The organism is Nonomuraea sp. NPDC047897, assembly GCF_043204415.1.
Taxonomy (GTDB): Bacteria; Actinomycetota; Actinomycetes; order Streptosporangiales; family Streptosporangiaceae; genus Nonomuraea.
The window spans coordinates 333,609-356,449 of record NZ_JBIDCC010000003.1 but is presented as its reverse complement, the minus strand read 5'-3'; the positions used below and the strand labels follow the sequence as shown (position 1 = coordinate 356,449).

20 protein-coding genes and 1 pseudogene are annotated in these 22,841 nt (G+C 73.1%); 12 read left to right on the top strand and 9 right to left on the bottom strand.

Translation table 11 applies throughout. The features are described 5' to 3' along the window. Positions 1-75: 75 nt before the first annotated feature. Complete coding sequence (locus ACGF0J_RS08635) at positions 76-3,429, top strand: hypothetical protein (protein ID WP_393143414.1); 3,354 nt, start codon at positions 76-78, stop codon at positions 3,427-3,429. A gap of 82 nt (positions 3,430-3,511) precedes the next feature. Here the strand turns inward: ACGF0J_RS08635 and ACGF0J_RS08630 are convergent, their stop codons facing one another. From ACGF0J_RS08630 to ACGF0J_RS08620, 3 genes are all read right to left on the bottom strand, one after another. Then, positions 3,512-4,456, bottom strand: coding sequence for a hypothetical protein (locus tag ACGF0J_RS08630; protein WP_393143412.1), 945 nt, complete (start codon positions 4,454-4,456; stop codon positions 3,512-3,514). A 61-nt stretch (positions 4,457-4,517) separates the two neighbouring features. Then, positions 4,518-5,330, bottom strand: a complete 813-nt coding sequence (locus ACGF0J_RS08625; protein ID WP_393143410.1) for a MerR family transcriptional regulator — start codon at positions 5,328-5,330, stop codon at positions 4,518-4,520. Between the two features lie 33 nt (positions 5,331-5,363). Next, positions 5,364-6,680 (bottom strand): PLP-dependent aminotransferase family protein, encoded by a 1,317-nt coding sequence (locus ACGF0J_RS08620; protein ID WP_393143408.1) that lies wholly within the window; start codon positions 6,678-6,680, stop codon positions 5,364-5,366. 74 nt (positions 6,681-6,754) lie between these two features. Between ACGF0J_RS08620 and ACGF0J_RS08615 the strand changes: the two genes are divergently transcribed. Then, positions 6,755-7,672, top strand: coding sequence for a branched-chain amino acid transaminase (locus tag ACGF0J_RS08615; RefSeq protein ID WP_393143406.1), 918 nt, complete (start codon positions 6,755-6,757; stop codon positions 7,670-7,672). Between the two features lie 42 nt (positions 7,673-7,714). Here the strand turns inward: ACGF0J_RS08615 and ACGF0J_RS08610 are convergent, their stop codons facing one another. Continuing rightward, the gene (locus tag ACGF0J_RS08610) at positions 7,715-9,151 is read right to left on the bottom strand and encodes an alpha/beta hydrolase family protein (RefSeq protein WP_393143404.1); all 1,437 of its coding nucleotides are present in this window, start codon (positions 9,149-9,151) and stop codon (positions 7,715-7,717) included. A 134-nt stretch (positions 9,152-9,285) separates the two neighbouring features. Further along, positions 9,286-10,734 (bottom strand): FAD/NAD(P)-binding protein, encoded by a 1,449-nt coding sequence (locus tag ACGF0J_RS08605; RefSeq protein WP_393143402.1) that lies wholly within the window; start codon positions 10,732-10,734, stop codon positions 9,286-9,288. 158 nt (positions 10,735-10,892) lie between these two features. Here ACGF0J_RS08605 and ACGF0J_RS08600 point away from each other — a divergent pair, with 158 nt between their 5' ends. Next, positions 10,893-12,002 (top strand): response regulator transcription factor, encoded by a 1,110-nt coding sequence (locus ACGF0J_RS08600; protein ID WP_393143400.1) that lies wholly within the window; start codon positions 10,893-10,895, stop codon positions 12,000-12,002. Between the two features lie 46 nt (positions 12,003-12,048). Here the strand turns inward: ACGF0J_RS08600 and ACGF0J_RS08595 are convergent, their stop codons facing one another. Beyond that, a complete protein-coding gene (locus ACGF0J_RS08595) occupies positions 12,049-13,104 on the bottom strand; it encodes a protein kinase family protein (RefSeq protein ID WP_393143398.1) in 1,056 nt (351 codons plus the stop codon). 41 nt (positions 13,105-13,145) lie between these two features. Between ACGF0J_RS08595 and ACGF0J_RS08590 the strand changes: the two genes are divergently transcribed. The 4 genes from ACGF0J_RS08590 to ACGF0J_RS08575 all read left to right on the top strand — a co-directional run bounded on the left by ACGF0J_RS08590 (position 13,146) and on the right by ACGF0J_RS08575 (position 15,698). Then, positions 13,146-14,054 carry an alpha/beta fold hydrolase gene (locus tag ACGF0J_RS08590; protein WP_393143396.1) on the top strand — a complete coding sequence of 303 codons (909 nt, stop codon included), beginning with the start codon at positions 13,146-13,148 and terminating at the stop codon, positions 14,052-14,054. Between the two features lie 100 nt (positions 14,055-14,154). Further along, positions 14,155-14,967 carry a helix-turn-helix domain-containing protein gene (locus tag ACGF0J_RS08585; RefSeq protein ID WP_393143394.1) on the top strand — a complete coding sequence of 271 codons (813 nt, stop codon included), beginning with the start codon at positions 14,155-14,157 and terminating at the stop codon, positions 14,965-14,967. Positions 14,968-15,159: 192 nt separating this feature from the next. After that, entirely contained in the window at positions 15,160-15,462 is a 303-nt protein-coding gene (locus ACGF0J_RS08580; protein WP_393143392.1) for a type II toxin-antitoxin system Phd/YefM family antitoxin, read from the top strand. After that, the gene (locus ACGF0J_RS08575; protein WP_393143389.1) at positions 15,459-15,698 is read left to right on the top strand and encodes a type II toxin-antitoxin system RelE/ParE family toxin; all 240 of its coding nucleotides are present in this window, start codon (positions 15,459-15,461) and stop codon (positions 15,696-15,698) included. The genes ACGF0J_RS08580 and ACGF0J_RS08575 overlap by 4 nt, the downstream gene beginning before the upstream one ends. Before the next feature lie 144 nt (positions 15,699-15,842). Here ACGF0J_RS08575 and ACGF0J_RS08570 read toward each other — a convergent pair whose 3' ends face one another. Beyond that, positions 15,843-16,424 (bottom strand): TetR/AcrR family transcriptional regulator, encoded by a 582-nt coding sequence (locus tag ACGF0J_RS08570; protein ID WP_393143387.1) that lies wholly within the window; start codon positions 16,422-16,424, stop codon positions 15,843-15,845. A gap of 149 nt (positions 16,425-16,573) precedes the next feature. Here ACGF0J_RS08570 and ACGF0J_RS08565 point away from each other — a divergent pair, with 149 nt between their 5' ends. Both ACGF0J_RS08565 and ACGF0J_RS08560 read left to right on the top strand, forming a co-directional pair. Then, positions 16,574-18,106 (top strand): MDR family MFS transporter, encoded by a 1,533-nt coding sequence (locus ACGF0J_RS08565; RefSeq protein ID WP_393143914.1) that lies wholly within the window; start codon positions 16,574-16,576, stop codon positions 18,104-18,106. Between the two features lie 158 nt (positions 18,107-18,264). Beyond that, a complete protein-coding gene (locus ACGF0J_RS08560) occupies positions 18,265-18,675 on the top strand; it encodes a VOC family protein (RefSeq protein ID WP_393143385.1) in 411 nt (136 codons plus the stop codon). A 23-nt stretch (positions 18,676-18,698) separates the two neighbouring features. Here ACGF0J_RS08560 and ACGF0J_RS08555 read toward each other — a convergent pair whose 3' ends face one another. Continuing rightward, complete coding sequence (locus ACGF0J_RS08555) at positions 18,699-19,478, bottom strand: phytanoyl-CoA dioxygenase family protein (protein WP_393143383.1); 780 nt, start codon at positions 19,476-19,478, stop codon at positions 18,699-18,701. A 41-nt stretch (positions 19,479-19,519) separates the two neighbouring features. On the opposite strand from ACGF0J_RS08555, the gene ACGF0J_RS08550 reads away from it, so the two are divergent. After that, complete coding sequence (locus ACGF0J_RS08550) at positions 19,520-20,410, top strand: helix-turn-helix domain-containing protein (RefSeq protein ID WP_393143381.1); 891 nt, start codon at positions 19,520-19,522, stop codon at positions 20,408-20,410. A gap of 61 nt (positions 20,411-20,471) precedes the next feature. On the opposite strand, the gene ACGF0J_RS08545 is transcribed toward ACGF0J_RS08550, so the two are convergent. Next, positions 20,472-21,188 carry a TetR/AcrR family transcriptional regulator gene (locus ACGF0J_RS08545; protein ID WP_393143379.1) on the bottom strand — a complete coding sequence of 239 codons (717 nt, stop codon included), beginning with the start codon at positions 21,186-21,188 and terminating at the stop codon, positions 20,472-20,474. A gap of 87 nt (positions 21,189-21,275) precedes the next feature. Here ACGF0J_RS08545 and ACGF0J_RS08540 point away from each other — a divergent pair, with 87 nt between their 5' ends. Both ACGF0J_RS08540 and ACGF0J_RS08535 read left to right on the top strand, forming a co-directional pair. Next, positions 21,276-22,460: a cytochrome P450 gene (locus tag ACGF0J_RS08540; protein WP_393143377.1), complete on the top strand. Its 1,185-nt coding sequence runs from the start codon at positions 21,276-21,278 to the stop codon at positions 22,458-22,460. A gap of 120 nt (positions 22,461-22,580) precedes the next feature. Then, positions 22,581-22,712: pseudogene (locus tag ACGF0J_RS08535) on the top strand (methyltransferase domain-containing protein); the annotation flags it as partial. Between the last annotated feature and the right edge of the window lie 129 nt (positions 22,713-22,841).

The window sequence follows — 22,841 nt, the reverse complement described above, 5'->3', positions numbered from 1 at the left end:
ACACACCACGTACGGACTTGTACGGATATCGCGGCGGCCCTCGGCTCACCCGGGCGTCCTCTCTACCGTCGAGGCGTGCGATCCTCCCTCGGGCGTGGTCTGGCCGCCCTGCTGCTGACGCTTGCCTGTGCACTGGTCGGGATTCCGCCCGCGCTCGCCCTGGCGGCCGGAACGTGCGAGCTGGAGTTCGTCGTCGAGACCGGCGACGACGGGATCAGGGACGACTCCCTGGAGATCTTCCGAGTGGGCGAGAAGGTGATCCTGTTCGAGGAGCGCCCGGTGGGCTTCCCTCTCCGGCCCTTCCACCAGGGCGGCACCGGTGACCGGGGGAACGCCGAGTTCCGGTGGACGGGCCGCCTGACGGTCTGTGCCACCACGGCGGATCTGGCCAAGGGGCTGTCCATCGAGCACATCAGCTTCGCCGACGACTACCGGGCCGACAACTGGATGCTGAAATCGCTGACCGTGGTCGACCGCGCCACCGGCACCGTCCTCGCCGAGCGGACCACCCCCGAGGGGCAGGACTTTCTGCAGTACTTCCACAAGAACAGCGACCAACTGCTCACCATCCCGCTCGACACCGGGAGCGAGCCGGACCCGCCGGCCGATCCCGCCCGCAGGATCTGCCGGCTGGAGATCTCGGTCACGACGGGTGGCGACGGGATCAGGGACGACTCCCTGGAGATCTTCCGGCTCGGTGAGCACGTGGTCCTGTTCGACGAGCGCCCGGCGGACCTCCCACCCCGGCCCTTCCACCAGGATCGCACGGGCGACCTGGCGAACTTCGAGCACACCTGGCAGGCACGGCTGCCCGGCTGCGCCACCGCCGCCGAGCTGGCCCAGGGGTTCGGCATCGAGCACATCAACTACGCCGACGACATCGCCACCGACAACTGGTACCTGGTCTCCCTGCGGGTCATGGACCGTGACACCGGGACCGAGCTCCTCGCACTGGGCACCCCGCCGGGAGCGGAGTTCCTGCACTACTTCCAGAAGAACAGCGGCCAGCTCTACCGCACGCCCGACCGGGACCTCGACGGCGACCACCTCAGCGACCGCATCGAGCTGAACGGCATCCCCCGCGCCGACGGCACCGTGGACACCTGGCTGCCCGACCACGGGGCCAACCCCTGCCGCGCCACCATCGCGGTCGAGATCGACTGGCTGCTCGACACCGGCAGCGGCCTCGGCGACAAACCCGACCAGGCCGCGATCGACGAGGCGATCGCGATGTTCGCCAACGCGCCCCGCCGGGCGGAGGCCGCCTGCCCGTACGGATTCCCCCGAGAGCGGGGCGTCCAGCTGCTGGTTCACCTCGACCAGCCGATCCCGGTCAGCCGCGCGGAGCGCGAGCAACCACTCGCCATCGCGGTGGGCGGGCGACCTCAGCCGTTCCACTCGTTCCGCGCCACCCACTTCTCTTCGGCCCGCTCCGGCCTGTTCTTCTACAATCTGTGGGGTTACCGGACCAACAACACCAACATGGGCGGGTGGTGCTGTTTCGGGCGGGACTTCCTCGTCACCCTCGGCGCCCTGCGCGAGCGCCCGGTACGGATGCAGAGCGGCACCTTCGTCCACGAGCTCGGCCACGCGCTCGGCCTCGGCCACGGCGGCGGCGACCGGGTGAACTACAAGCCGAACTACCTGTCGGTCATGAACTACACCTACTCGGCGGTGGGCCTGCCCGACCACAGTGCATGGCAGGCCCGCATGGCGGACCTCGGGGACGCCACCGACGGCAGCATCCTGCTGCGGACCCTCGACGAGGTCAGCAGACTCGACTACTCCGACGACAAGCTGCCCTCTCTGGTCCGCACCGGCCTCGACGAGGGCGAGGACCTCGGCACCGACCGCCATACCATGGCGGCCTGGTGGAACAACAAGGGCATCTTGCACGTCGGCGACGCCTCGACGCCCCTCGACTGGGACACCGACGGGGAGGAAGACGAGCAGCCGGTCGCGGTCGACGTCAACGGCGAGTTCCAAAGGTGCGTCGAAGGCGCCGACCCTGACCGCGACCCGCCCGTCAACGACGAGCTGGAGACCGACAGCTCGGGGGACGACCTCAAACAGCGCGGGCGCATCTACGCCGGCCTCAACGGGATCTGCCAGACCCCGCCCGAACCGACCGATCAGGCCGAATTCGTCCCGGACACGTCGATCAGGGTCCCGATGCACTTCGACTACCCCCACACCTTCCGCTACGCCGACGGGCTGACGGGCTTCGACGACTGGGAGCACCTCAGGTTCGACCGCGCCGGGAACGAGGGCGGCGGCCCCGCGCCCGACGTGGCACTCGAACCGACCACCGACGAGATGATCGGCCATCGGGCGCGCCTCGTGGACGCTCTGGTCGCGGCCGGCAGCCCGCGACCGGCGTCCCGGCCGCGCTGGGCCTACGCGTACATGGACCGGGCCACCACCGCCGAGGCGCCGATCGGCGAGACCGTCCCACTCACCCCGTCCTGGCAGTGGAGCACCGGACGGCTCGACCCGGCCACCGCCGATCGGCGCGCCACCGTGGTCCACACCGGGACGGGCACGTACGAGGTCCGCCTGCCCGGGGTCGCGTCGACGGCCGGGATCGCGCACGTGACCCCGTACCGGACCGGCTACCGGGGCCGTACCTGCGGAGTCACCGGGTACGCGCCCGCCGGCCCCGACCAGGTGATCAAGGTGCGGTGCTTCAACGAGGCAGGCGCGCCGGCGGACTGGTGGTTCACAATCTTCTTCGCCGCGCCGGGGCCCGGCACCGCCCCCTACGCCACGGTCAGGTACGACGGCGCCGGCGGCACAGGCTCGGTGAACCCGGTGTTCAACGCCGGCACGGTCAATTCCGACGGGGGCGTCAACCGCGTCACGCGCGAGGGCCTCGGGCGCTACCGGGTGACGCTGGAGGGCTCGGCGTTCGCGTCCGGCGCCGGACACGTCCAGGTCACGCCGTACGGTGACGGCGCGGCGGCCCGCTGCGTCCCGGCCGGGAGCACATCGGGCGCGGACCGGGTGGAGATCGCCGTGGCCTGCCACGCGATCGGCGGCGCGGTGCCGGCGGACTCGCCCTGGTTGTTGTCGTACGTGGACGGCGCCGGCCTGCACCGGGACGGCACGACCCCGGCGGCGTACGTCAGCGTGACCGGCGACCCGGCCGCTCCGGTCGTGGACCCGGAACGGTCCTTCAGCGGCAACGGCGAGACGCCCGCGCTCACGCGGCTCGGCACCGGCCACTATCGGCTGACCTGGGAAACCCTGGGCAGGACCGGAGACAGCGTGCAGGTCACGGCGACCGGTACCGGCGGCGGGTACTGCCACCTCGCAACCATCGACTCCTACTCGGCCCCGCCCCGGGTGTCGGTCCACCTCTGGTGTCACACCGCCGCCGGAGCCCCGGGCGATCACACGTTCGCCGTGGCCTACCTACGAGCACCGTGACCGTCGGCAGCGACTGCTCCCGGGGCAGGGTCCGGCCTTGGAACGGCCCTCCCTGAGCGGCCGTGCGGGCGCCCGGGGTCGCTCAGCAGCGTGGCCGTCTCGCCAGCCGACGTAACCAGCCGCGCCACCCCGCCACCCGGCCCGCCGGACGCCGCCGGATGGCGACGGCGTCCCGGTCGGGCGCGGCCGGCAGGCGCTCCTCCAGCGCAGCCAGCACCCGTGCCGCCGCCAGCTCGGCGATCTCCCGCCGCTCGGCCTCGGCCTCCGCGCGCCGTTCGCTCTCCCGCCGCCGCTCCGCCGCCCCCGCCAGCGCCAGGTCGCCCGCCCACGCCAGCACCGACAGCGCCGCGCCGCCCAGCAAGCCGGCCCAGAACAGCGACCGGTTCGCCGCCTTCTCCGCCGCGACGTCGGTGAACGTGCCGTACGGGGCCGCCTCGGGAATGCCCGGGGTGTTCGCCACCTGCCGCCGCGCCCACCGCAGCCCCGGACCCCGGTAGTCGGGTGAGACCGCCTCGGGCTTCAGCCCGTTCTGGGCCGCCCGGTCCGTGCGGGCGAAGGTGACCTCGTACGCGACGTCGTACTCACGATCGGTGCCGAACCAGGTCGCGGTCACCTCGGGCATCCGCACCACCGTGGTCGAACCGCTCTTCGCGACCAGCGGCTTGACCGGCTTGAACACCGCCGCCAGCACACCGCGCGTGCCCGGTGGCGGCGGGCACAGCCGGGTGGTCGTCGACCGCAGGGGTCCGTCGGTGTAGAAGTGCACGTCCGCCAGCACGCACTCGCCGGACTTGATCCGGTCGACCGTCGCCAGGACCTCGACCGCCAGCCCCGGGGGGTCCGTCGCGATCAGCTTGACGTCCACGTCCCGGGCCGGGCCGCGGATCAGCAGCGACACCGTGCTGGTGTCGCCGACCACCGGGAACGAGGGCACTGCCGCCTCGTACTGCCACCAGCCGGCCAACATGAGAAGAACGGAGCCGGACAGAAGGAACAGCGGGGTTCTGACGGTCCTCGCGGCAGCCATGATCCGACGATGACAGGTGCGGCGGCATTCCGGCAGGCCGATCTGATGCCCCCTCTTGAAGTCACCTGACGGGCCGGGTGGGTGGGGCCTCGCGACGATCCGCTCCGGTGGCGCCCACGTGCTCGGCGATGCGGCGCACCGCCTGGCGGACGACCTCGGCCTGGCCGGGGGCCAGCTCGTCGAGGAACGGTTCGACGGCCGTCATGTCCCAGCCGGCCGTGGCCGTGGCGTCGCCGTTGAGCAGGTGCTCGGCGGTGAAGCCGGCAAGCTCGGCGGCCAGGGCGGTGACCCGCGGATCGGCCGGATCGGCACCGGCCAGCTCGTCCAGCCGCCGGTAGAAGTCGTCGCCGCGCGCCGCCAGCTCCGGGTCTGCGGCCAGCGTCGCGAACGTCGCCCACGAGGGGTCCTCCGCGTCGGCCTGGCCCATGCTGTCGACGAGCACCAGCAGGTCGTGATCCCACGCGGACGCCCCGGACCGTGGTGCGTCCACCTGCCGGAGGTAGGCCGCCAGCTCCGGTGAGACCGTGTCGTCCGGCCCGAGGACGCCCGCCTCGGCCTTGCCGATCAGCTCGGCGAGCCGGGCCCGTCTGGCGCGGATCTCGTGTTCCTGCCGCGCCAGGTCGGCGTCGATCTGGGCCAGGATCTCCGGCAGCTCCCTGTCCCGGTCGTCGGCGATGACGTCACGTGCCTCGTCCAGACTGAGCCCGAGCTGGACCAGCCTGCGGACGCGGGCCAGCGCCAGCGCGTCGCGCATGCCGTACTCGCGGTAGCCGTTGGCCCGGCGGGCGGGCTCGGGCAGGACGCCCTGATGATGGTAGTGGCGCACTGTCCGGGTCGAGACTCCCAGCAGCGCGGCCAGCTCTCCGATCCGCATGCTCCCAGTTAAGACCTTGACGTCGCGTCAAGGTCAACGCAGCCGCGCCCAGGCGCGGGCCAGCGCCGCCACGGCCTGGTCGGCCACCGCAGGTGGTGGGGCGAAGCTGAGGCGCAGGTGGTCGCGGTGCCGGCCGTCCGGCGAGAACAGCGAGCCGGGCGCGACCGCCACCCCCTCCTCGCGGGCCAGCGCCGCGAACCGGTCGCCGTCGGCTCCGGGAAGCCGGACCCACACCGACAGCCCCCCGCACGGGCGGGCCCACGACCACTCGGGCAGCCGCTCGGCCAGGGCGGCGACGAAGCGGTCGCGGCGGCGCGCCAGCTCGGTCACCCACGGCCCGACGGGGTTGTGCTCCAGCAGTTCGGCCGCCAGCCGTTGCGCCACGGCGCTGGTGGCCAGATCGGAGTCGAGCTTGACCTCGGTGATCCGGGCCAGTAGCGCCTCGGGCGCCGTCAGCCAACCGACCCGCAGCCCGCCCCACAGCACCTTGGACAGCGAACCGACCGTCACCGTGCCGCGCGGATGCAGCCGGGACAGCGGCTCGGGCGGGGAGGCTCCGTCATAGACGAGGGGCGCCAGGGTGCGGTCCTCGACCAGCGGCACGCCTTCGGCTGCGGCCAGCTCGGCGACGTGCCGCACCTCGGGGAGGGAGCCGGTGGGGTTGTCGACGCCGACCACGTAGACGGCGGCCGGGCGGTGGCGGGCGAAGGCGGCCTCGGCGGCGCCGGGATCGGCGAGGTCCACGGGCACGGCGTGGGCTCCGGTCCGGCGGAACGCGGCGAGGGCTCCTACGTACGTGGGATCGCCGACGAGCACCCGCTCCCCTGCGCGCAGCAGCGTGCGCGCGGCCAGGTCGATGCTCTGCTGCGCTCCTCCGGTGATCAGCACGGACCCGGTGGCGGCCGCGGCGTCGGCGGAGCCCAGCAGGCCGCGCAGCCGCGGGTCGCCCATGGCGTCGTAGCCGTGGCCGCTCGGGCTGCGCAGCAGCATGGCCGGGTCGAGCGGCGGCATCGCCAGGTGGGAGGGGTCGGGCACCACGGAGGTCGACAGGTCGGCGGGCAGGACGGCGCCGGTGATCAGGCCGGCCATGGACCGGGCGCGCGTGACGTAGGTGCCGCTGCCGTGGCGGCGCTCGCAGAGTCCTTCCTCACAGAGCGCGTTGAACGCGGCCGCCACGGTGCCCCGGCTCATGTCGACGGCCTGGGCCAGCTCCCGCTCCGACGGCAGCCGGTCGCCCGGGGTGAGGGCGCCGGTCTGGGTGAGGTCGGCCAGGGCTCCCGCGAGGCGGCGGCTGGGCGAACCCTGGTGCAGCCGGAGCCGGTCGCGGAGCAGCGTGAGGAGCGGTTCCATGCGGCCCATACTAGCTTGCCACTTGGCTGTTCAATGGCATAGCGTGCTGAGCCACTTGAGGAGGGTGGTGTCCTTTGGAGACAGGCCACATCTGGATGGACGGCACGCTGGTCCCGTGGGGCGAGGCCAGGGTGCACGTGCTCTCGCACGCCCTGCACTACGGCACCGGTGTGCTGGAGGGGACACGGGCGTTCGACACCGGTGCGGGCCCGGCCGTGTTCCGGCTGCGCGAGCACCTCGAACGCCTCCACCGCAGCGCCCGGATCCTCGGGATGCGGGTGCCGTACGACGTGGACGAGCTGGCCGAGGCCACCCTGGAAATCGTCGCCGCCAACGGCCACCGCGCCTGCTACATCCGCCACCTGGTGCACCGCGGCTACGGCGAACTTGGGCTGGCGGCGCGCGCCAACCCGGTCGTGGTGTCGATCGCGACGTGGGAGTGGGCGGCGCCGGCCTCCGGCGTACGGCTGATGACCAGCTCGTGGCGCCGCAACGACCAGGCGGCCGTGCCCACGGCGGCCAAGGCGACGGGCCCCTACCTCAACTCGGTCCTCGCCAAGGCCGAGGCGGTCGAGGCCGGCTACGACGAGGCGGTGCTGCTCAACGCGGCCGGGCAGGTCAGCGAGTGCACCGCCGCCAACCTGTTCGTGGTGCGCGCGGGCCGGATCGGCACGCCGCAGGCGAGCGCCGGGGCGCTGGAGGGCATCACGCAGGACACCGTCGAACGCCTGGCGGCCGACCTCGGCATGCCGGTGACCAGGCGCGACGTGATGCGCTCCGACCTCTACGGCGCCGACGAGGTGTTCCTGTGCGGCACCGCCGCCGGAGTGGTGCCGGTGCGGTCGGTCGACGGGCGCGACCTGGCCACGCCGGGCCCGGTGACGAGGGCGCTGGCCGCCGCCTACACCGAGGCCGTGCACGGCCGCGACGCGCGCTACCGGCACTGGCTGACCCCGCTGCGACCACGCCTGGCGGCCGGCCTGCACCCGTGAGCTCGACCGATCAGGGGCCGCGCACGGCGGACGTGCGACGGTTCACCGGTCTCCGCCCCGGTGGACGGTGAGGACGCCGTACCCCGACAGGCGGGCGACGAGGTCCGCCCGCCTGCCACGCAGGGTGACGTCCAGGAAGGCGGCGGTGGCCTCGGCCGTGAGGCGCGGTCCACCGTCGCGGCCCAGCGAGCCGACGAGCGAGGGCAGCGGCGGCAGGAAGAGCGGCGCGTCGGTGAAGGACAGGTGCGCCGCGCCGCGGACCGTCACGTGATAGCCGGTCGCGGTGCCGAGCTTGAGCACCCGCGTCAGGCGCGGGAGGTAGTCCTGGTTCTCGTCCGGCCCGACCGGATGGGTGAGGGCGAGGAACGGCTGGCCGAACGGTCGCGGGTCGGGGTCGTGCGGAAAGCCGTCCAGGTTGATCACAGCCGCGAACCGGGGGTCCTGGTGGGCCGCCTGCAGGGCGGCTCCGCCGCCGATGGAGTGCCCGGTCACCGCGGCCCGGCCGGTGTCGAGCCGGCCGGTCAGCGTTCCGGGAACCCGCGGGCCGGGGAGCTCACCCCGGTCGAGCCGGTCGAGCTGGGTGAGCACGAAGCTCAGGTCGGCGGCCCGCACCGCCGTCCACCCGGCCGCCCGCCGGGCGTCCTCGGCCGGGTCACCGGTGGCGACCAGCCGCGTGCGCACCGTCCGGCCCCCCTCAAGGGTGACGACAGCCGAGTCGTACGGGTGGTCGAGGGCGGCGACCGCGTAGCCGCGGCCGGCCAGCTCCTCCGCCCAGGCGGTGTTCTGGGTGCGGACCCCGCCCAGCCCGGGCGAGAACAGCACGACGGGCCACCGGCCGCCATCGGCGGCCGGGGCGTCGAACACCGCGTGCGACCTGGCCTGCGGCGCCTCGTCGAGCAGGAAGCCGGGCACGCCGAGATAGCCGGTCAGGCCGCGGGCGACGGCTCGCGCCTCCCGATCGGTGCGACCGAGATACCGCGCCCGGTCCACGCCCGCCGGGCTCGGCCGGGCGGGATACCAGAGCTGGACCACGACCGTCCGCCGGTCGCCCGGCTCGGCGGTGGCGGTCTCGGGCCGGTCCGGGTCGGTCCATCGCAGCACGCTCGTGCCCACGGCGTACGGGCCCGACGGCTCGGGGAACACCGGCCGGGGCAGCGCCCACGCCGCCGCCACCCCAGCGGCCACGAGCCCCGCGCACGCCGCCGTGCCCGGGGCGGCCAGCCACCATCGCGCCCGCCACGCCGGCCGTCCGGGCCGCCGCCGCAGCAGGGGCGACACCGCGAACGGCGCCGCCAGCGACCCCCCGGCCAGGACCGGCAATAGCTGCCAGCGCACGCCGGCCGGCACCAGCGCCGCTCCGCACAGCACGAATGCCGCGACCGCGGCCGACGTCACCGCCCGCCGCGCCCGGGGCGGCGTCCAGCGGGCCAGCACGACAACGGCGGCGCTCACCACCACGGAGATCTCCAGAAGGGTCATGCGCCCATCGTCGGAGAAGCGGCAGCACCGCCGCATCGGCCTGATGTCCGGACCGGGTGCGACCCAGGTGCCATCCCCGTCTCCGACCCCGGTCGTACCCCTCACCGCCGGCGGTTCGGCCGGCCCGCGGCCGGTCAGCCCGCGTGCGTGGCGAGCAGCCCGTGAACCGCCCGCGCGGCCCGGCCGGCGACGCCGGGGATGCTGGAGGTGATGAACGGGCCGCCTCCGGCGAGGTCGCCCACCACGTGCAGCCGCGGGTCGGCGGGAACCAGCCCGCCGGACGGGTGAAGCGCCGCCAGCCCCCCGGCGAGAAGGGAGCCGACCAGCGGCTCGGCCGCCCACGGCACCGCCTGGGGCGGCGGGTTCACGGCGTTGACGACGACGTCCGCGCCCAGGTCGCCGCCGTCGCCCCGCAGGCGGAACCTCCCGTCCACCGCCTCGATCTTGCGCACGCCGGCGGCGACGGTGAGCTGCCCGGAGTCGAACAGCCGCAGCAGGATGGCGGCGTTCACCGGCACCATCGGCGAGGCGACGCTGGTGGCCAGGCGGAAGTGCCGCCGCAGCCGGTCACGGTCGGGCTCGGGCAGCAGCCGCCAGGCGTGCGGGCCGACGGTGTGCGCCGCCTCCTGCAGCACGCGCCGCCCGATCCGGGGATCGTCGACGGCGGCCAACTGCCGGCGCAATCGCCGTACCGGCTCCTCGTGCGGGGCCGCCGTCAACTCCGCCGCGAAGTCCGCGAAGTCCTCCCCCGCCTCCTCGACCTCGGCGCGCAGCAGCGCGACGAGGTCGTCGAGGGTGACCGTGCCGTTCGCGCGGTGCAGCGCCTCCACCCGCTCGGCGGTCACGTGCACCGGCCGGTGACCGAGCGGGCGTTGCCAGACGTGCGGCAGCATGCCGCTCCGCGACGCCAGCGCGATCGGGCCGGCATGGCCGCGGGCGGCGAGCGACACGACGACGTCGACCGCGGTCAGCCCGCTGCCGATCACCGCGACCGCGTCCCCGGCCCGGACCTGGCCGAGCGTGTCGGCCAGCGGGTACGGATCCCGGACGAAACCGGGGGCGCCGTCCAGCCCGTAATGGTCGCGGGGCGTGCCCCCGCCCACGCACAGCACCACGTGGCCGGCCCGGTGGTCGTGCCCGTCCTCGGTGCGCAGCACCGGCCCGGAGCCGCCCGCGCGGGTCACCGCGACGACCCGGGCGGGCACGACGCGCACCCGCCAGCCCCGCCCGCGCAGCGCGGCCACGGCGGCCTCGGCGGTGTCCGCCAGGTAGTCGCCGTAGAGCGCACGGGGCACCAGCGGCCGGCCCAGCAGGCCGTCCAGGTGGGCGGCGGCGCGCTCCGCCCCCAGCCAGGACGCGTAGTGCCCGAAGTCCCCGTTGCGGATGGACATGATGGCGGGCGGCGCGTTGACCAGCACGCTGTCCAGGTCCGGCCCGTACGGCCGGCCCCGCCACAGCCGCGGCGACGGCTCGAACACGGTGATCTCACCGGGTCCCGCGCCGCGGGCCGCCAGCGCGTCCAGCAGGCCGACCGCGGCGGCGCCGGCCCCGACGATCGCGATGTGCGGCTCGTTCTCCCCCATGGTGCTCCCTCACTCGTCCCACAGACCGGTACGAGACTCGCGGGAGCCGGAGCCGCCTACCATCCCCCGCCATCGGGTGACCGGCGCGGAATGCCCCCCTCAAACGAGGGGTTGGTGAGCAGAAGCGAGCCAGGCAGACTGGCCCGGAAGGAGGCTCCATGACCACCCAGGTGCGCCGGCCCGCCCAAGTGCTCGCGGCCGTCGAGCGGGCCAGTGACGCGCTGGACCTGTTCGGCCGCGCCTCGGCGCGGCTGCGGCGGCTGGTGCCGTTCGACGCGGCCGTGTGGACGGCGACAGACCCGGAGACGGGCCTGGTCACCGCGCCGATGCTGGTCGAGAACATGGGGTCCGGCGAGGGCTGCGCGGCCTACTGGGAGAGCGAGCTGCTGGAGGAGAACGTCGTCCCGTTCCGCGATCTCGCCCGCGCCGCCGTCCCCGCGGCCGGTCTGCGCGCGGCCACCGGCGACCTGCCCGCGCGCAGCGCCCGCTTCCGCCGGCTGCTCGGCGGCCAGGGCGTGGACGACGAACTGCGGGCCGTGCTGCGGATCGGCGACCGGCCGTGGGCAGTGGTGAGCCTGTTCCGCATGCGGGGAGGCACGGCGTTCGGCCCGGACGACATCGCGTTGCTCGCCACGCTGTCGGGTCCGCTCGCCGGCCGGCTGCGCCGGTTCGCCCGCCCGTCCGGCGCGGATCCCGAGCCCGGCGGGTCGGCGCCGGGCCTGCTGCTGTTCGACGAGCACGGCGAGGCCGCGTCGATCAACGAGGAGGCCCGGCGGTATCTCGCGCTGCTGCCCGACGGCCCGTCCATGCCGTCGGCGCTCGGGGTCAGGCTGCCCATCTGGCTGATCGGAACGGCACTGCAGGCGCGCGCCATCGCCGGGGGCCGCGATCGCGGCAGTGCCCGGGTGCGGATCCGGACCCGCGACGGCGGATGGCTGAGCTGCCGCGCTTCTTGCCTGAGCGGCCCCGGCGGCCGGCCGGGACCGGTGGCGCTCGTCATCGAGCCCGCGACCCCCGCCGACCTGGCCGGCATCGTCGCCCAGGCGTTCGGCCTGACGCCGCGGGAGTTCGAGGTCGCCCGGCTGGTGGCCGGCGGGCTGTCGACCGCTGAGATCGCGGCGGCGCTGGTCATCTCCCCGCACACCGTCCGCGGCCACCTCAAGGCGGTCTTCGGCAAGGCGGGCATCTCCAGCCGCGGCGAGCTCGTCGCCACGCTGTTCACCGAACGCCACCAGCCGGCGACGGGACCCGCGGCCGGACCGATGTGACCGTGCCCGGGCGGACAGGTGGCGCCTCAAGCAGGAGGTGTGACCTTCAATCGAGCGGCAGGGCGTGCCGTCCGGCGACCCGGCGGATCTCCTCCAGCGGGTACGGCGTCTTCCTGCTCTCACTTTGCAGATCGTGGTAGAAGTCGTTCAGCACGGTGGCCAGCGGGCTGTGCCGCGACAGCAGGGCCGCGACCCCGTCGGGCACGCCGGCCGGGCGCTCTCCCGCCGCCCACTTCCGCACCAGTTCGCGACGCCCCGGCCAGTCGGCGCCGTGGAAGGTGCCAGCCAGCCAGTTCACCAGGTACGTCAGCGTGTAGGTGCGGTCGAAGGTCACGTGCCGGTGATAAAAGGCCTGTTCCTCCTCTGTCAGGTCGAACCGGGTCGAGGTGGCCTGCCCGAAGTCGGTCAGGTAGAAGCGGTGCCCGTCGGTGAGGATGTTCTCGAAATGCGCGTCGAAGTGCAGGAGGCCGCCCGCGTTCATGACAGACACGACCTCACGCAGCGCCTGGTCCGCCAGGGTGCAGGCGTGGATGGCGTCGCCCGCGCGCACCCGCTCCTCCAGCCACTGGTGCAGGTTGTGGGGGAAGTACTCCAGGAAGAGCGTCAGGCTCGCCGGAGCCTCTGCCAGCGCCTCAAGGCGGCGGCGCACGCCGGGCGCGCCCTCCCAGAACGTGACCGCCCGATCGATGTCGGCCAGCTCTCCGTACAGCGGGGCGGGCTCGGCGTTGGGCAGCACCCGCCAGTGATACAGCAGCGGGAAGCCGGGGAACCGGCCGGTCAGCACCCACTCGGTGGTCATCGTGTGCGCGGCCAGTTCGCGCCACGCGCCGAAACCGGGCGAGCCGATGCCGTACTGACAGAAAGGCGGCAGCCCGAACAGGTCGGCCGTCGAGTGCGGGTGGCGCAGTTCGGGCTCGGTGAGGGGCACGCGTTTGACGAAGACCGAGGCGCCGCCGACCTCAAGCCGGGCGGACGTCCCGCCGATACCGGTGCCGAGAGGCACGGCCTCGCGCTCCAGCAGCTCGGCCAACTCCCGGTCGCCGTAGCGGGCCATGGCCGTGGAGACATCACCGTGAGTGGTCAGCCGCGCGTCCGCCATCATGATCACCTTACCGGCCGATGACGGTAGCTGGTGCAGCCGTCATGGTGACGGCCATCCGGTTTTCGACTCCGCGGGAACATTTGTCCAAGACCGGCGGCCGGCCGCCCGTGCACAGTCTCCCTATGAGTGAATACGACATTGAGCACTCGCATGGGATGCACGTGGTCCATGACGGCCCGCGGCAGGCGCCGCCGCTGCTGCTCATCCACGGGTCGGGGGCCTCGGGCGGTTTCTGGGGTCCGGTGGTCCCAACGCTGGCCGGCCACCATCACGTCATCCGGGTCGACCTGCCGGGTTGCGGCCAGTCCCCGCCCGCGCCGTCGTATGACGTGCCCGCGCAGGCGGGTCAGGTGGCGGCGCTGCTGGACGACCATGGGCTTCGTCATGTCGCCGTGGCCGGGCACTCCAGCGGCGGCTACGTCGCCACCGCGCTCGCCGAGCAACGTCCCGACCTCGTCGGTTCGCTCTCGTTGATCAGTAGCGGCCCGAGTCCGGAGGCGCTCCTCCGGCAGCCGTTCATTCTTCGGGTGCTGCTGGCCCCGCCGTTGGGCCCGCTCATCTGGCCGAGGCGTTCGGATGCGATGATCCGCAAGGGGATCAGCGCGACGGCCGCTCGCCCGGTGGACCTCCCGGACGACGTGGTCGCCGACGTACGGGGCATCACTTACCGCGTGATGAGGATGGTGCTGCGCCAGAACACCGCCTACATCGCCGAACGGAGCGTGCCCAGGCGTCTGGCCGCCCTCGGAGTCCCCATACAGGTGATCTTCGGTGCTGCGGACCCCCGCTGGGAGCCGTCCTCGGCGCACCGGTACGAGGCGGTGCCGAACGCGCGGGTCGAGCTGCTGCCAGGCGTCGGGCACCTGCCCATGCTGGAAGCGCCCGAGAAGGTCGGCGAACTGCTGCTGAGCTTCACGGCAACGGGGCCGTCGACCACCCGTAACGCCTGATGCCTAGACTGGCCATGTGTTGCCGGCCGGGACGTCGCCTGACCGGGCATGGGTGGACCTCGCGATCCCGCGGCCGTCGGTCGGGCTGCCGGGAGTCAGCATGGCCGGGTTCCGCCACCGTGCCCCGGCCTCGGTGGACATCTCCTTGGTCGCGTATCCGTCCGTCACCCTGCTCGTCGATCTGAGCGAGGGAGCCGGCGTCGCCTACGAAACCCATGGCCGGCACGAGCACGGCAGCGTCGTCGTCGGGCTCCTTCCCGGCGACCTCCGGGCGACTGGCCAGGGAGTCGGCGAGCTGCTCCAGATCCGGCTGGAGCCGGTCGTGGCGGCCACGTTGTTCGGCGCGTCGGCCGAGCTCAGCGGGACGGTGGCAGCCCTTGAGGACGTCTGGGGCCGCGACGCCGGGCAGGCCGAGAACAGGCTGCGCGCCACCGCGTCGTGGGACGAACGCTTCGCGATCGCGGCGGACATCCTGGGCCGGCGGCTGGGCGCCCACCCGCCGGTCGACCCCGAGGTCGCCCACGCCTGGCGGCGGACGTTCGCCAGCCGGGGGCAGGTGCGGGTCGACGGTCTTGCAGACGAGGTCGGCTGGAGCCGCAAGCGCCTGTGGTCCCGTTTCGGGTCCCAGCTCGGCATCACCCCGAAACGCGCCGCCCGGCTGGTGCGCTTCGACCACGCCGCCCACCTGCTCTCGGCGGGTCACGCCGCCGCCCGCGTCGCCGCCGAGAGCGGCTACGTCGACCAATCCCACCTGCACCGGGAGGTTGCGACGTTCGCCGGGCTCACGCCCACGGCCCTGGCCGCTGCGCCGTGGCTCGCGGTCGACGACGTGGCGTGGCCGGCTTCATCGCCCGCCAGCGTAAGCACGCCTTCCTGCGACAGGCCGTGCACGCCAAGCTCGCGCCTCGGTTGACACCAGAACTCGCCAGCCACCCGCACGTTCGCCGCCACCGGCACGCTCGATCGCCCGGCGCCTTGAGGTCGGACCCCGGGCACGCTGGCCACCTACAGCCTCGTGGTGTACTTCGCCATCGCACTCAATCAGGGGTATGTACACCATGTGCACCACGTGCATGGTGTACAGGGTGCGCGTAGGGTGAAGTGCATGACACCTGACGCGTTGGGCATCGTGGAGGCCCGTAACAGACTCGGCACCCTCGTGGCCCGAGCCGTCCACGGCCACCAAGTCACCCGGATCACCCGATCGGCCGATGAGCGCGCCGTACTCATCTCCGAAGCCGACTACGAGGAACTGCTCCGCGCCCGCCACGAACTGGAGGCCGCCCGCGTCGCTGCGGCAGTCGCCGCTCACGAGCGCGGCGAGCGCGAGATGATGACCTACGACAGCAAGGCCGCCCTGTACGCCGCCCTTGACCTACCAGCCTCTGGCGATGGCGAGCGCTCTTGAAACGACTCCTCCATGTAGACCGCGCGGTCCTCGACATTCTGCGCCAGGCGGCGCCCACCCTACGTGCCGCCATCGCGGACACCCTGCTCGATCTGATCGAGGATCCCGAGCCACTCCGAGCGGTCCCGTACGGCGGCATCCCCGACGCGTTCGAGCTACGGACCGAAATCTTCCGTGTCGTCTACACGCACGGCCCTGACCACATCTCGGTCTGGGTCTTGGAGATCAACACCTGATCGAGCGGCGGAAACGCGCTGAGAGCGTCCAGGGGCAGCCTTGGGCTTCATTCGGCTGCTAACGGTTCCCCCTGTGTACCCCCGTTCGGCCTCGGACCGGAACGCCGGTGCGTGGCCGTCGACTTGATCGGGTCGAGGCGCCGCTCAGCCGAACGGCTGGGCGATCTGGTCGAGCACCTGGTCGGTGACCTCTTGGAGGTTGCGCGTCTCGCCGTCGGCGATCCACAGTTGGGTGGCGACGCGCAGCCCGGCGAGGAAGGCCGCGGTGATCACCTCGGCGGGGATGCCGCCGGCCGCGCGGCCGGCCAGCGCTTGGGTCAGCTCGTTCTCCAACCGGACGTGATTGGCGAGCTGCCTGGCGAGCAGTGAGGGGTGTCGTTTGGCCAGCTTGGTGCGGATCAGCCACTCCCTGTCGGGGATGCCGTTCTCGTCGTAGAGGCATTTCATGGCTGCGCGCAGCGCCTGCCAGGCCGACTGTCCGGCCGGTTGGTCGCGTACGTGCCGCACCAGCTCGCCGAGGCGCCGCTCGTCGCCGTAGAGCAGCGCGTCCTCCTTGCTGTCGAAGTAGTTGGAGAACGTCCGGCGGGAGATGTTGGCGGCGTCGGCGATGGCCTCGACCGTGACGTTGTCGAGGCCGAACTCCACGGCGAGCCGCAGCGTGGCCTCGTGCACCGCCTGGCGTGTCTCGGCCTTCTTGCGTTCGCGGAGCCCCACTGTGGTGTCCATAATGCGGGCAAGTTTACCCGTCGGGAATACATGCCCAATGCGCAAGTTTGCCCAGTGGGAAGGTAAAGTGTCCGAGCTGCCCACAATGCCCCACCAGCCGGAGGTTGCGCATGCCCGCACAGACGGCGACGCCGTCCGCGGCCGAGCCGATGACCCATCGTCAGATCCTGGAGGCCCTCAGCGGCCTGCTGCTCGTCCTGTTCGTCGCGATGCTGAGCGGCACCATCGTCTCGGTGGCGCTCCCACAGATCATCGGCGCGCTCGAAGGCAGCCAGTCCCAGTACACGTGGGTCGTCACCGCCTCCCTGCTGGCCTCGACCGCCTCGACTCCCGTCTGGGGCAAGCTGGCCGACCTGTTCGACAAGAAGCTGCTGCTGCAGATCTCCATCGTGATCTTCATGGTCAGTTCGCTGGCCTGCGGGTTCGCCCAGGACACCGGGCAGCTCATCGCCTTCCGCGCGGTCCAGGGCCTCGGCATGGGAGCCCTGCAGATCCTCGCCCAGGTGGTCATCGCCGCGATGATCAGCCCCAGGGAACGCGGCCGCTACAACGGCTACCTCGGCGCCGTCATGGCCGTGGCAACCGTCGGCGGCCCGCTGCTCGGGGGGCTCATCGCCGACACCTCCTGGCTCGGCTGGCGATGGTGCTTCTTCATCGCCGTGCCGTTCACCGTCGCCGCCTTCGCGCTGCTGGCCAAGACCCTGCACCTGCCGACCGAGCGCCGCTCGGACGTGAGCATCGACTACTGGGGCGCCACCCTCATCGCGGCCGGTGTCAGCGTCCTGCTCATCTGGGTCACCTTCGTCGGCGGCGACTTCGACTGGCTGTCCTGGCAGACCGCCGCCATGGCCGGCGGCGGAGTGCTGCTGCTCGCCGCGGCCACGTGGGTCGAGTCGAGGGTCAAGGAGCCGGTCGTGCCGCTGCACGTCATCAGCCGGCGCACCCCCGCCCTCGCCATCCTGGCCAGCCTCGCCGTCGGCATGGCCATGTTCGGCGGCGCGGTGTTCCTGGGCCAGTACTTCCAGATCGGCCGCGGCTACGGCCCCACGGCCGCCGGACTGCTGACCATCCCGATGATGGCGGGCGTGCTGGTCTCCTCCACCATCAGCGGCCGGATGGTCTCCAGGAGCGGCCGCACCAAGCCGTACATCATGACCGGCCTGGTGGTCCTGCTGCTGGGGTTCGCGGGCCTGGCCACCATCGACCACGAGACCTCGATGGTGCTGGTCTCCGTCTGCATGCTGGCCGTCGGCGTCGGCGTCGGCATGTCCATGCAGAACCTCGTCCTGGTCATCCAGAACACCGTCCCGCTGCGCGAGATCGGCGCGGCCAGCGGCGCCATCACGTTCTTCCGTTCGCTCGGCGGCACCGTCGGCGTCTCGGTGCTCGGCGCCGTCCTGGCCAACCGGGTCACCGCCCACATCGCCGAGGGCCTGGCCAAGGCCGGCATCCCCGCCGCCGGGAGTGCGGCGGGGAGCAGCCTCAACATCGCCGCGCTGCCCGAACCGGTCAGGACCATCGTCCGGGCCGCCTACGGAGACGCCACCGGCCACATCTTCCTGATCTCGGCCGGGATCACCGTCGTCGGCCTCGTCGCGGCCGCCTTCCTCAAGCCCGCCCGGCTGCGCGACAGCCTGGACCTGCCCGAGCCGGACCCGAAGGGGGCCCCGTCCGGCGCGTGACCCCGCGGACCCGGAAGGCCGCGCGCCCGAATCGCCCCGGGGACGCGGCCTTCCGCCATGACGCCCCGGGCTCGCGCCCCTCGGACGGATGCCGGCAGGCGGCGCAACGATCAGGAATCGAGAAGCGTGCGCCCCGCCCCGGACCTAGCCTTACCTGCATGAAAGTCACCATCCACGCGAGTTTCCTGCCGCATGACGACCCGGACGCCTCCCTGGCCTTCTACCGCGACGCTCTCGGTTTCGAGGTGCGCGACGACGTCGGATATGACGGGATGCGCTGGATCACGGTAGGCCCCGCCGACCAGCCCGGCGTATCCGTCGTCCTGCAGCCACCGGCCGCCGACCCCGGCATCACCGACGACGAGCGCGTCACCATCGCCGAGATGATGGCCAAGGGCACCTACGCCGGCATCCTGCTGGCCACCGACGACCTCGACGGTCTCTTCGAGCGGGCGGTGGCCGGCCGCGCCGAGGTGGTCCAGGAGCCGGTCGAGCAGCCGTTCGGAGTGCGCGACTGCGCCTTCCGCGACCCCGCGGGGAACCTGGTCCGCATCCAGCAACTGCGCTGAGCCCGCGCTGACGCCCGCGTCGCTCAGTGCGGGGCCGTCACTTCGGTGCCGCAGGGGCCGCCGCCGGTGGCGGGCTCCAAGGTCACGGGCTCCCCGGACATGGTGAGCGTCGGGTAGTACGCGGAGATCCGCTCGGCCGAGCGACCGGCGTAATGGCAGATGAAACTGCGCCGGAACCGGTCGGTCGTCGTGTTCGCCTCGGACCCGTGCACCAGGCTGCCGTTGAAGAACAGCACGTCGCCGGGCGACATGTCGACCGGCACCCGTCGCAGACCGGGCGGCGGCGCGACGTACTCGCGGGTGAACGACACCCCCGGATCGGCCTCCTCCGGGCAGAACACGTCCATCAGGTGCGTGCCGGGCACCACCTCCAGCCCGCCGTTGGCCCGGTCCACCAGGTCGAGCGCCACCCAGGCGGCCACACACGTCCCCGGTTCGACCCGGAGGTAGAAGTTGTCCTGGTGCAGCGCCTGTCCGCGTGCCCCCGGCGGCTTGAAGTAGAACATGCTCTGGGCTGCTATCGGCTCCTCCTCCAGCAGTTCGCGCAGGATCTCCGCGATGCGCGGGTCGAGGAGGTAGCGCAGGGCCAGCTCGTTGATCTGATGGGGATGCATGATCCGCGGATAGTCGCGCAGGACGTCGTACGGCCGGCCGGGCTCCTGCGGCAGTGGCGTGAAGTGGCCCGGAACGGGCCCTGCGGCGTGCAGCGCCATGAACTCCTCGCGCAGCCGGGCCACCTCGTCGGGGGCCAGCAAGCCGCGCGCCAGGACGTACCCCTGCTCGTGGAAATCGGTGATCCTCATGTCGTTCACGCTAGGCAGCGGCGCCGGGTAAGGGTATGCCTGTGACCGCTGACGACATGTCCGTTCCTGCTGCCGAGTCGATCATCGTGGGCCACTTCGACGAGCGGCCCGGCTACGTCACCCGCCGGCCGGGCGGCTCGCCGAACTGGCTGCTCATGTGGACCCAGGCGGGCGCGGGACTCGTCAAGCAGTCCGGGGTGTCGTTCGTCGTCGGGCCGGGGGACCTGGTGGTGCTGGCGTCGGGGGCGGCTCAGCATTACCGGGTCGCGCCCGGCGGGGACCGGTGGCGGTTCTGGTGGGTGCACTTCCAGCCCCGGCCGTCGTGGACGTCCTGGCTCCGCCCGTACGCGTCGGCGGCCGGCTGCCATCTGGTCGGCGGGGTGCCGGGCGCCCTGCACGAGCGCATCGACCAGGTGTTCCGTCGCGCGCTGCGGGACGCCCGCTGGGTCACCCCGGCGGGCGGGACGACGCCGGACCCGCCCGGACCGGCTGTCGCGGGTTCGGTTGCCGCCCGGGCCCTGGTGATGGTGGCGGTCGAGGAGGCGCTGCTGCTGGCCACCGCCGCCGGCAGCCGCTCCGGGGGCACGGACGGCGGTGGGGACGCCCGGGTGCGCCGCGCCCTCGCGCTGATCGCCGCCGCGCCTGGCGCGCCGCACTCGGTCGCCTCGCTGGCGGGCGCCGTCGCCCTGTCGCCGTCCCGGTTCGCGCATCTGTTCACGGCCGAGACGGGCACCACCCCCATGCGGGCGGTACGGCGGGCCCGCCTCCGGCACGCCGCCCGGCTCCTCGAGATGACCGGCCTCGACGTGGGGCAGGTCGCGGTGGCGTCGGGGTTCGCCAGCCCGTTCCATTTCAGCCGGGCCTTCCGGCGGGAGTACGGCCTGCCGCCCCGCGACTACCGCGACCACCTGGCGGCGGCGAGGCGCCACTGACCCGTTTCCCGGCTCGCGGGCGGGCTCCACGTGCCCTCGGCCCGTTTCGTGGGCCCGAGGGCTACGCCCCCGGTGGCCGCACCGGCTCACTCCTCGCCCGGCTCGTCGACTGCGACGAGCTCCGGCTCTGCGCCGGCCGCTGTGCGGGGTGCCGGTCGGCGCCGGGTGCGGGCGCTGGGCGGGCGGCGGCCATGACGCCGTGCACGGCCGCCGTGATGCGGTCGGCGGCCTGGCCGGGGTCCGGCTGTCCGGCGTCCAGCCAGGCGATGACGGACTCCAGGGTGAGGGTGGGGATGAGGTTCGCGGCCCAGTCCAGCCAGGGGCCCGCGGGAATGGCTCGGGCGAGGTTGCGGTGGGCGACCTCGCGGGAGGCGGCGGTGATGGAGTCGATCAGCTCGCGGAAGTCAGGCTCGCGGGCGGCGTGGCGAAACAGCAGCCGGAACCCGTCGGGGTCGGCGGCGGCGGCGCGCAGCAGAGCGGGGATGGAGTCCTCGTCGAAGTCGTCGGCGCCGGCGGCTTCGGCCAGCCGTGCACACGCGCGGTCGAGGACGGCCCGGTAGAGGTCGGCCTTGGAGTCGAAGTGCCGGTACAGCATGGCTCGGGTCAACTCGGCTTCGGCGGCGATGTCGTCCAGCCCCGTGGCGGCATAGCCGGCGCGGGCGAAGGCGCGGGTGGCCGCGTCGAGGATCTGCTCACGCCGTTCGGCGCGGCGCAGCCTGCGCACCGGCTGAGCCGGTCCGGCCTCGCGCTGGCCCTGGCTCGCTACGGGCTTGCTCATCCGACCTCCACTTGTAGAAGGCGAAGTCTACATGTAGCTTAATAGACAGCTAAGTATACAAGTCCGCGTTTACCTTATCGAGGGGCCATGTCGTCCACCCCCGCTCAGCTCCCCTACGACCAGCCCGGCCCGCTGCGGCCGCCGCCGCTGCTGCGCCGGCTGCAGGCCTCGGGCCCCATCCACGCCATCCGCACCGCGGTCGGCGACCCCGGCTGGCAGGTGACGGGGTACGAGGAGGTACGCGCCCTGTTGGACGACGACCGCCTCGGCCGCGCCCACCCCGAGCCCGAGCGTGCCTCCCGCACCGGCGAGTCGGAGCTGTTCGGCGGCCCGCTCGGCGGCTTCGACACCGAGCAGGCCGACCACCGGCGGATGCGCTCGCTGCTGCAGCCACACTTCTCGCCGAAACGGATGCGCGCGCTGCGCGGCCGTGTCGAGACGCTCACCACCCGGTTGCTCGATGAGCTGGCCGCTGCCGGGCCGCCGGCCGATCTGCATGCCGCGCTGGCGCTGCCGCTGCCGGTCGCGGTCATCTGTGAGCTGCTCGGCGTCCCGTACGAAGAGCGGGACCGGTTTCGCGGCTGGACGCAGGACGCCGCCGACATCACAGACCGGGCCCGATCAGCACACGGCCTGGGCGCGCTGTTCGCCTACGGCCAGCGACTGGTGGCCCGCAAACGCGCCGCCGGCGACCCGGATGCCGATGTGATCTCCCGGCTGGCCGCCACCGACGGGGTGAGCGACGACGAGGCTGCCGCGATGGGAATGTTCCTGCTGTTCGCCGGGCACGAGACCACTGTCACCGCGATCGGCTGCGGCGTGCTGTGGCTGCTGGCCACGCCTGGCCAGTGGCAGGCCCTGGTCGCCGATCCGTCCCGGATCGACGCCGCGGTCGAGGAGATCCTGCGCGCCCCCGGTCTGGGCGGTGGAGGCGTCCCTCGCTACGCCCGCACCGACCTGGAGATCGCCGGAGTCCAGATCCGGGCCGGTGACCTGGTGCTGCTGGACACCGGCGCCGCCAACCACGACGCCGACGTGTTCACCGACCCCGACCGGTTCGACCTGCACCGGCCCGCCGTGCCGCACCTCACCTTCGGTCACGGCGCCCGCTACTGCGTCGGGGCCCCTCTGGCCCGCATCGAGCTGCAGGTGGTCTTCTCCCAGCTCGCCGCCCGCTTCCCCACCCTGGAGCTGGCCCGCCCGGTGGAGGAGCTGACCTTCGACACGCGTACGCTGACCGGCGGGCTGACCGCGCTGCCGGTGACCTGGTGAGCGCCATGAACGTCGTGCATACGAGCAGAGGACGGCCGCTGTTCGGCCGGCTGTATCCAAAAATGGCCGCCGCCATGGACGAGGGCGGCATGATCGAACGCCGCCGAGGCGGCCGTCCCCGTGGACGTGGTGCCCGGCGTCGCCGAGCGGCTGCCGGTGGCCGATCGCAGCGTGCGGGCGGCGGTGTTCTGCATGGTGCTGTGCTCGCTGCCCGACGTCGGGGCGGCGCCGGCCGAGGCGCGCCGGGTGCTCAAGCCCGGCGGGCAGCCACCTTTCCTGGAGCACGGGCGCGCCGACACGTCCGGCCTGGCCAGCAGCGGCCGGTTCCGGCCTTACCGGCGCGGCAAGGCGGCAGCGGAAGGACCAGGCGGGCCAGTCGCA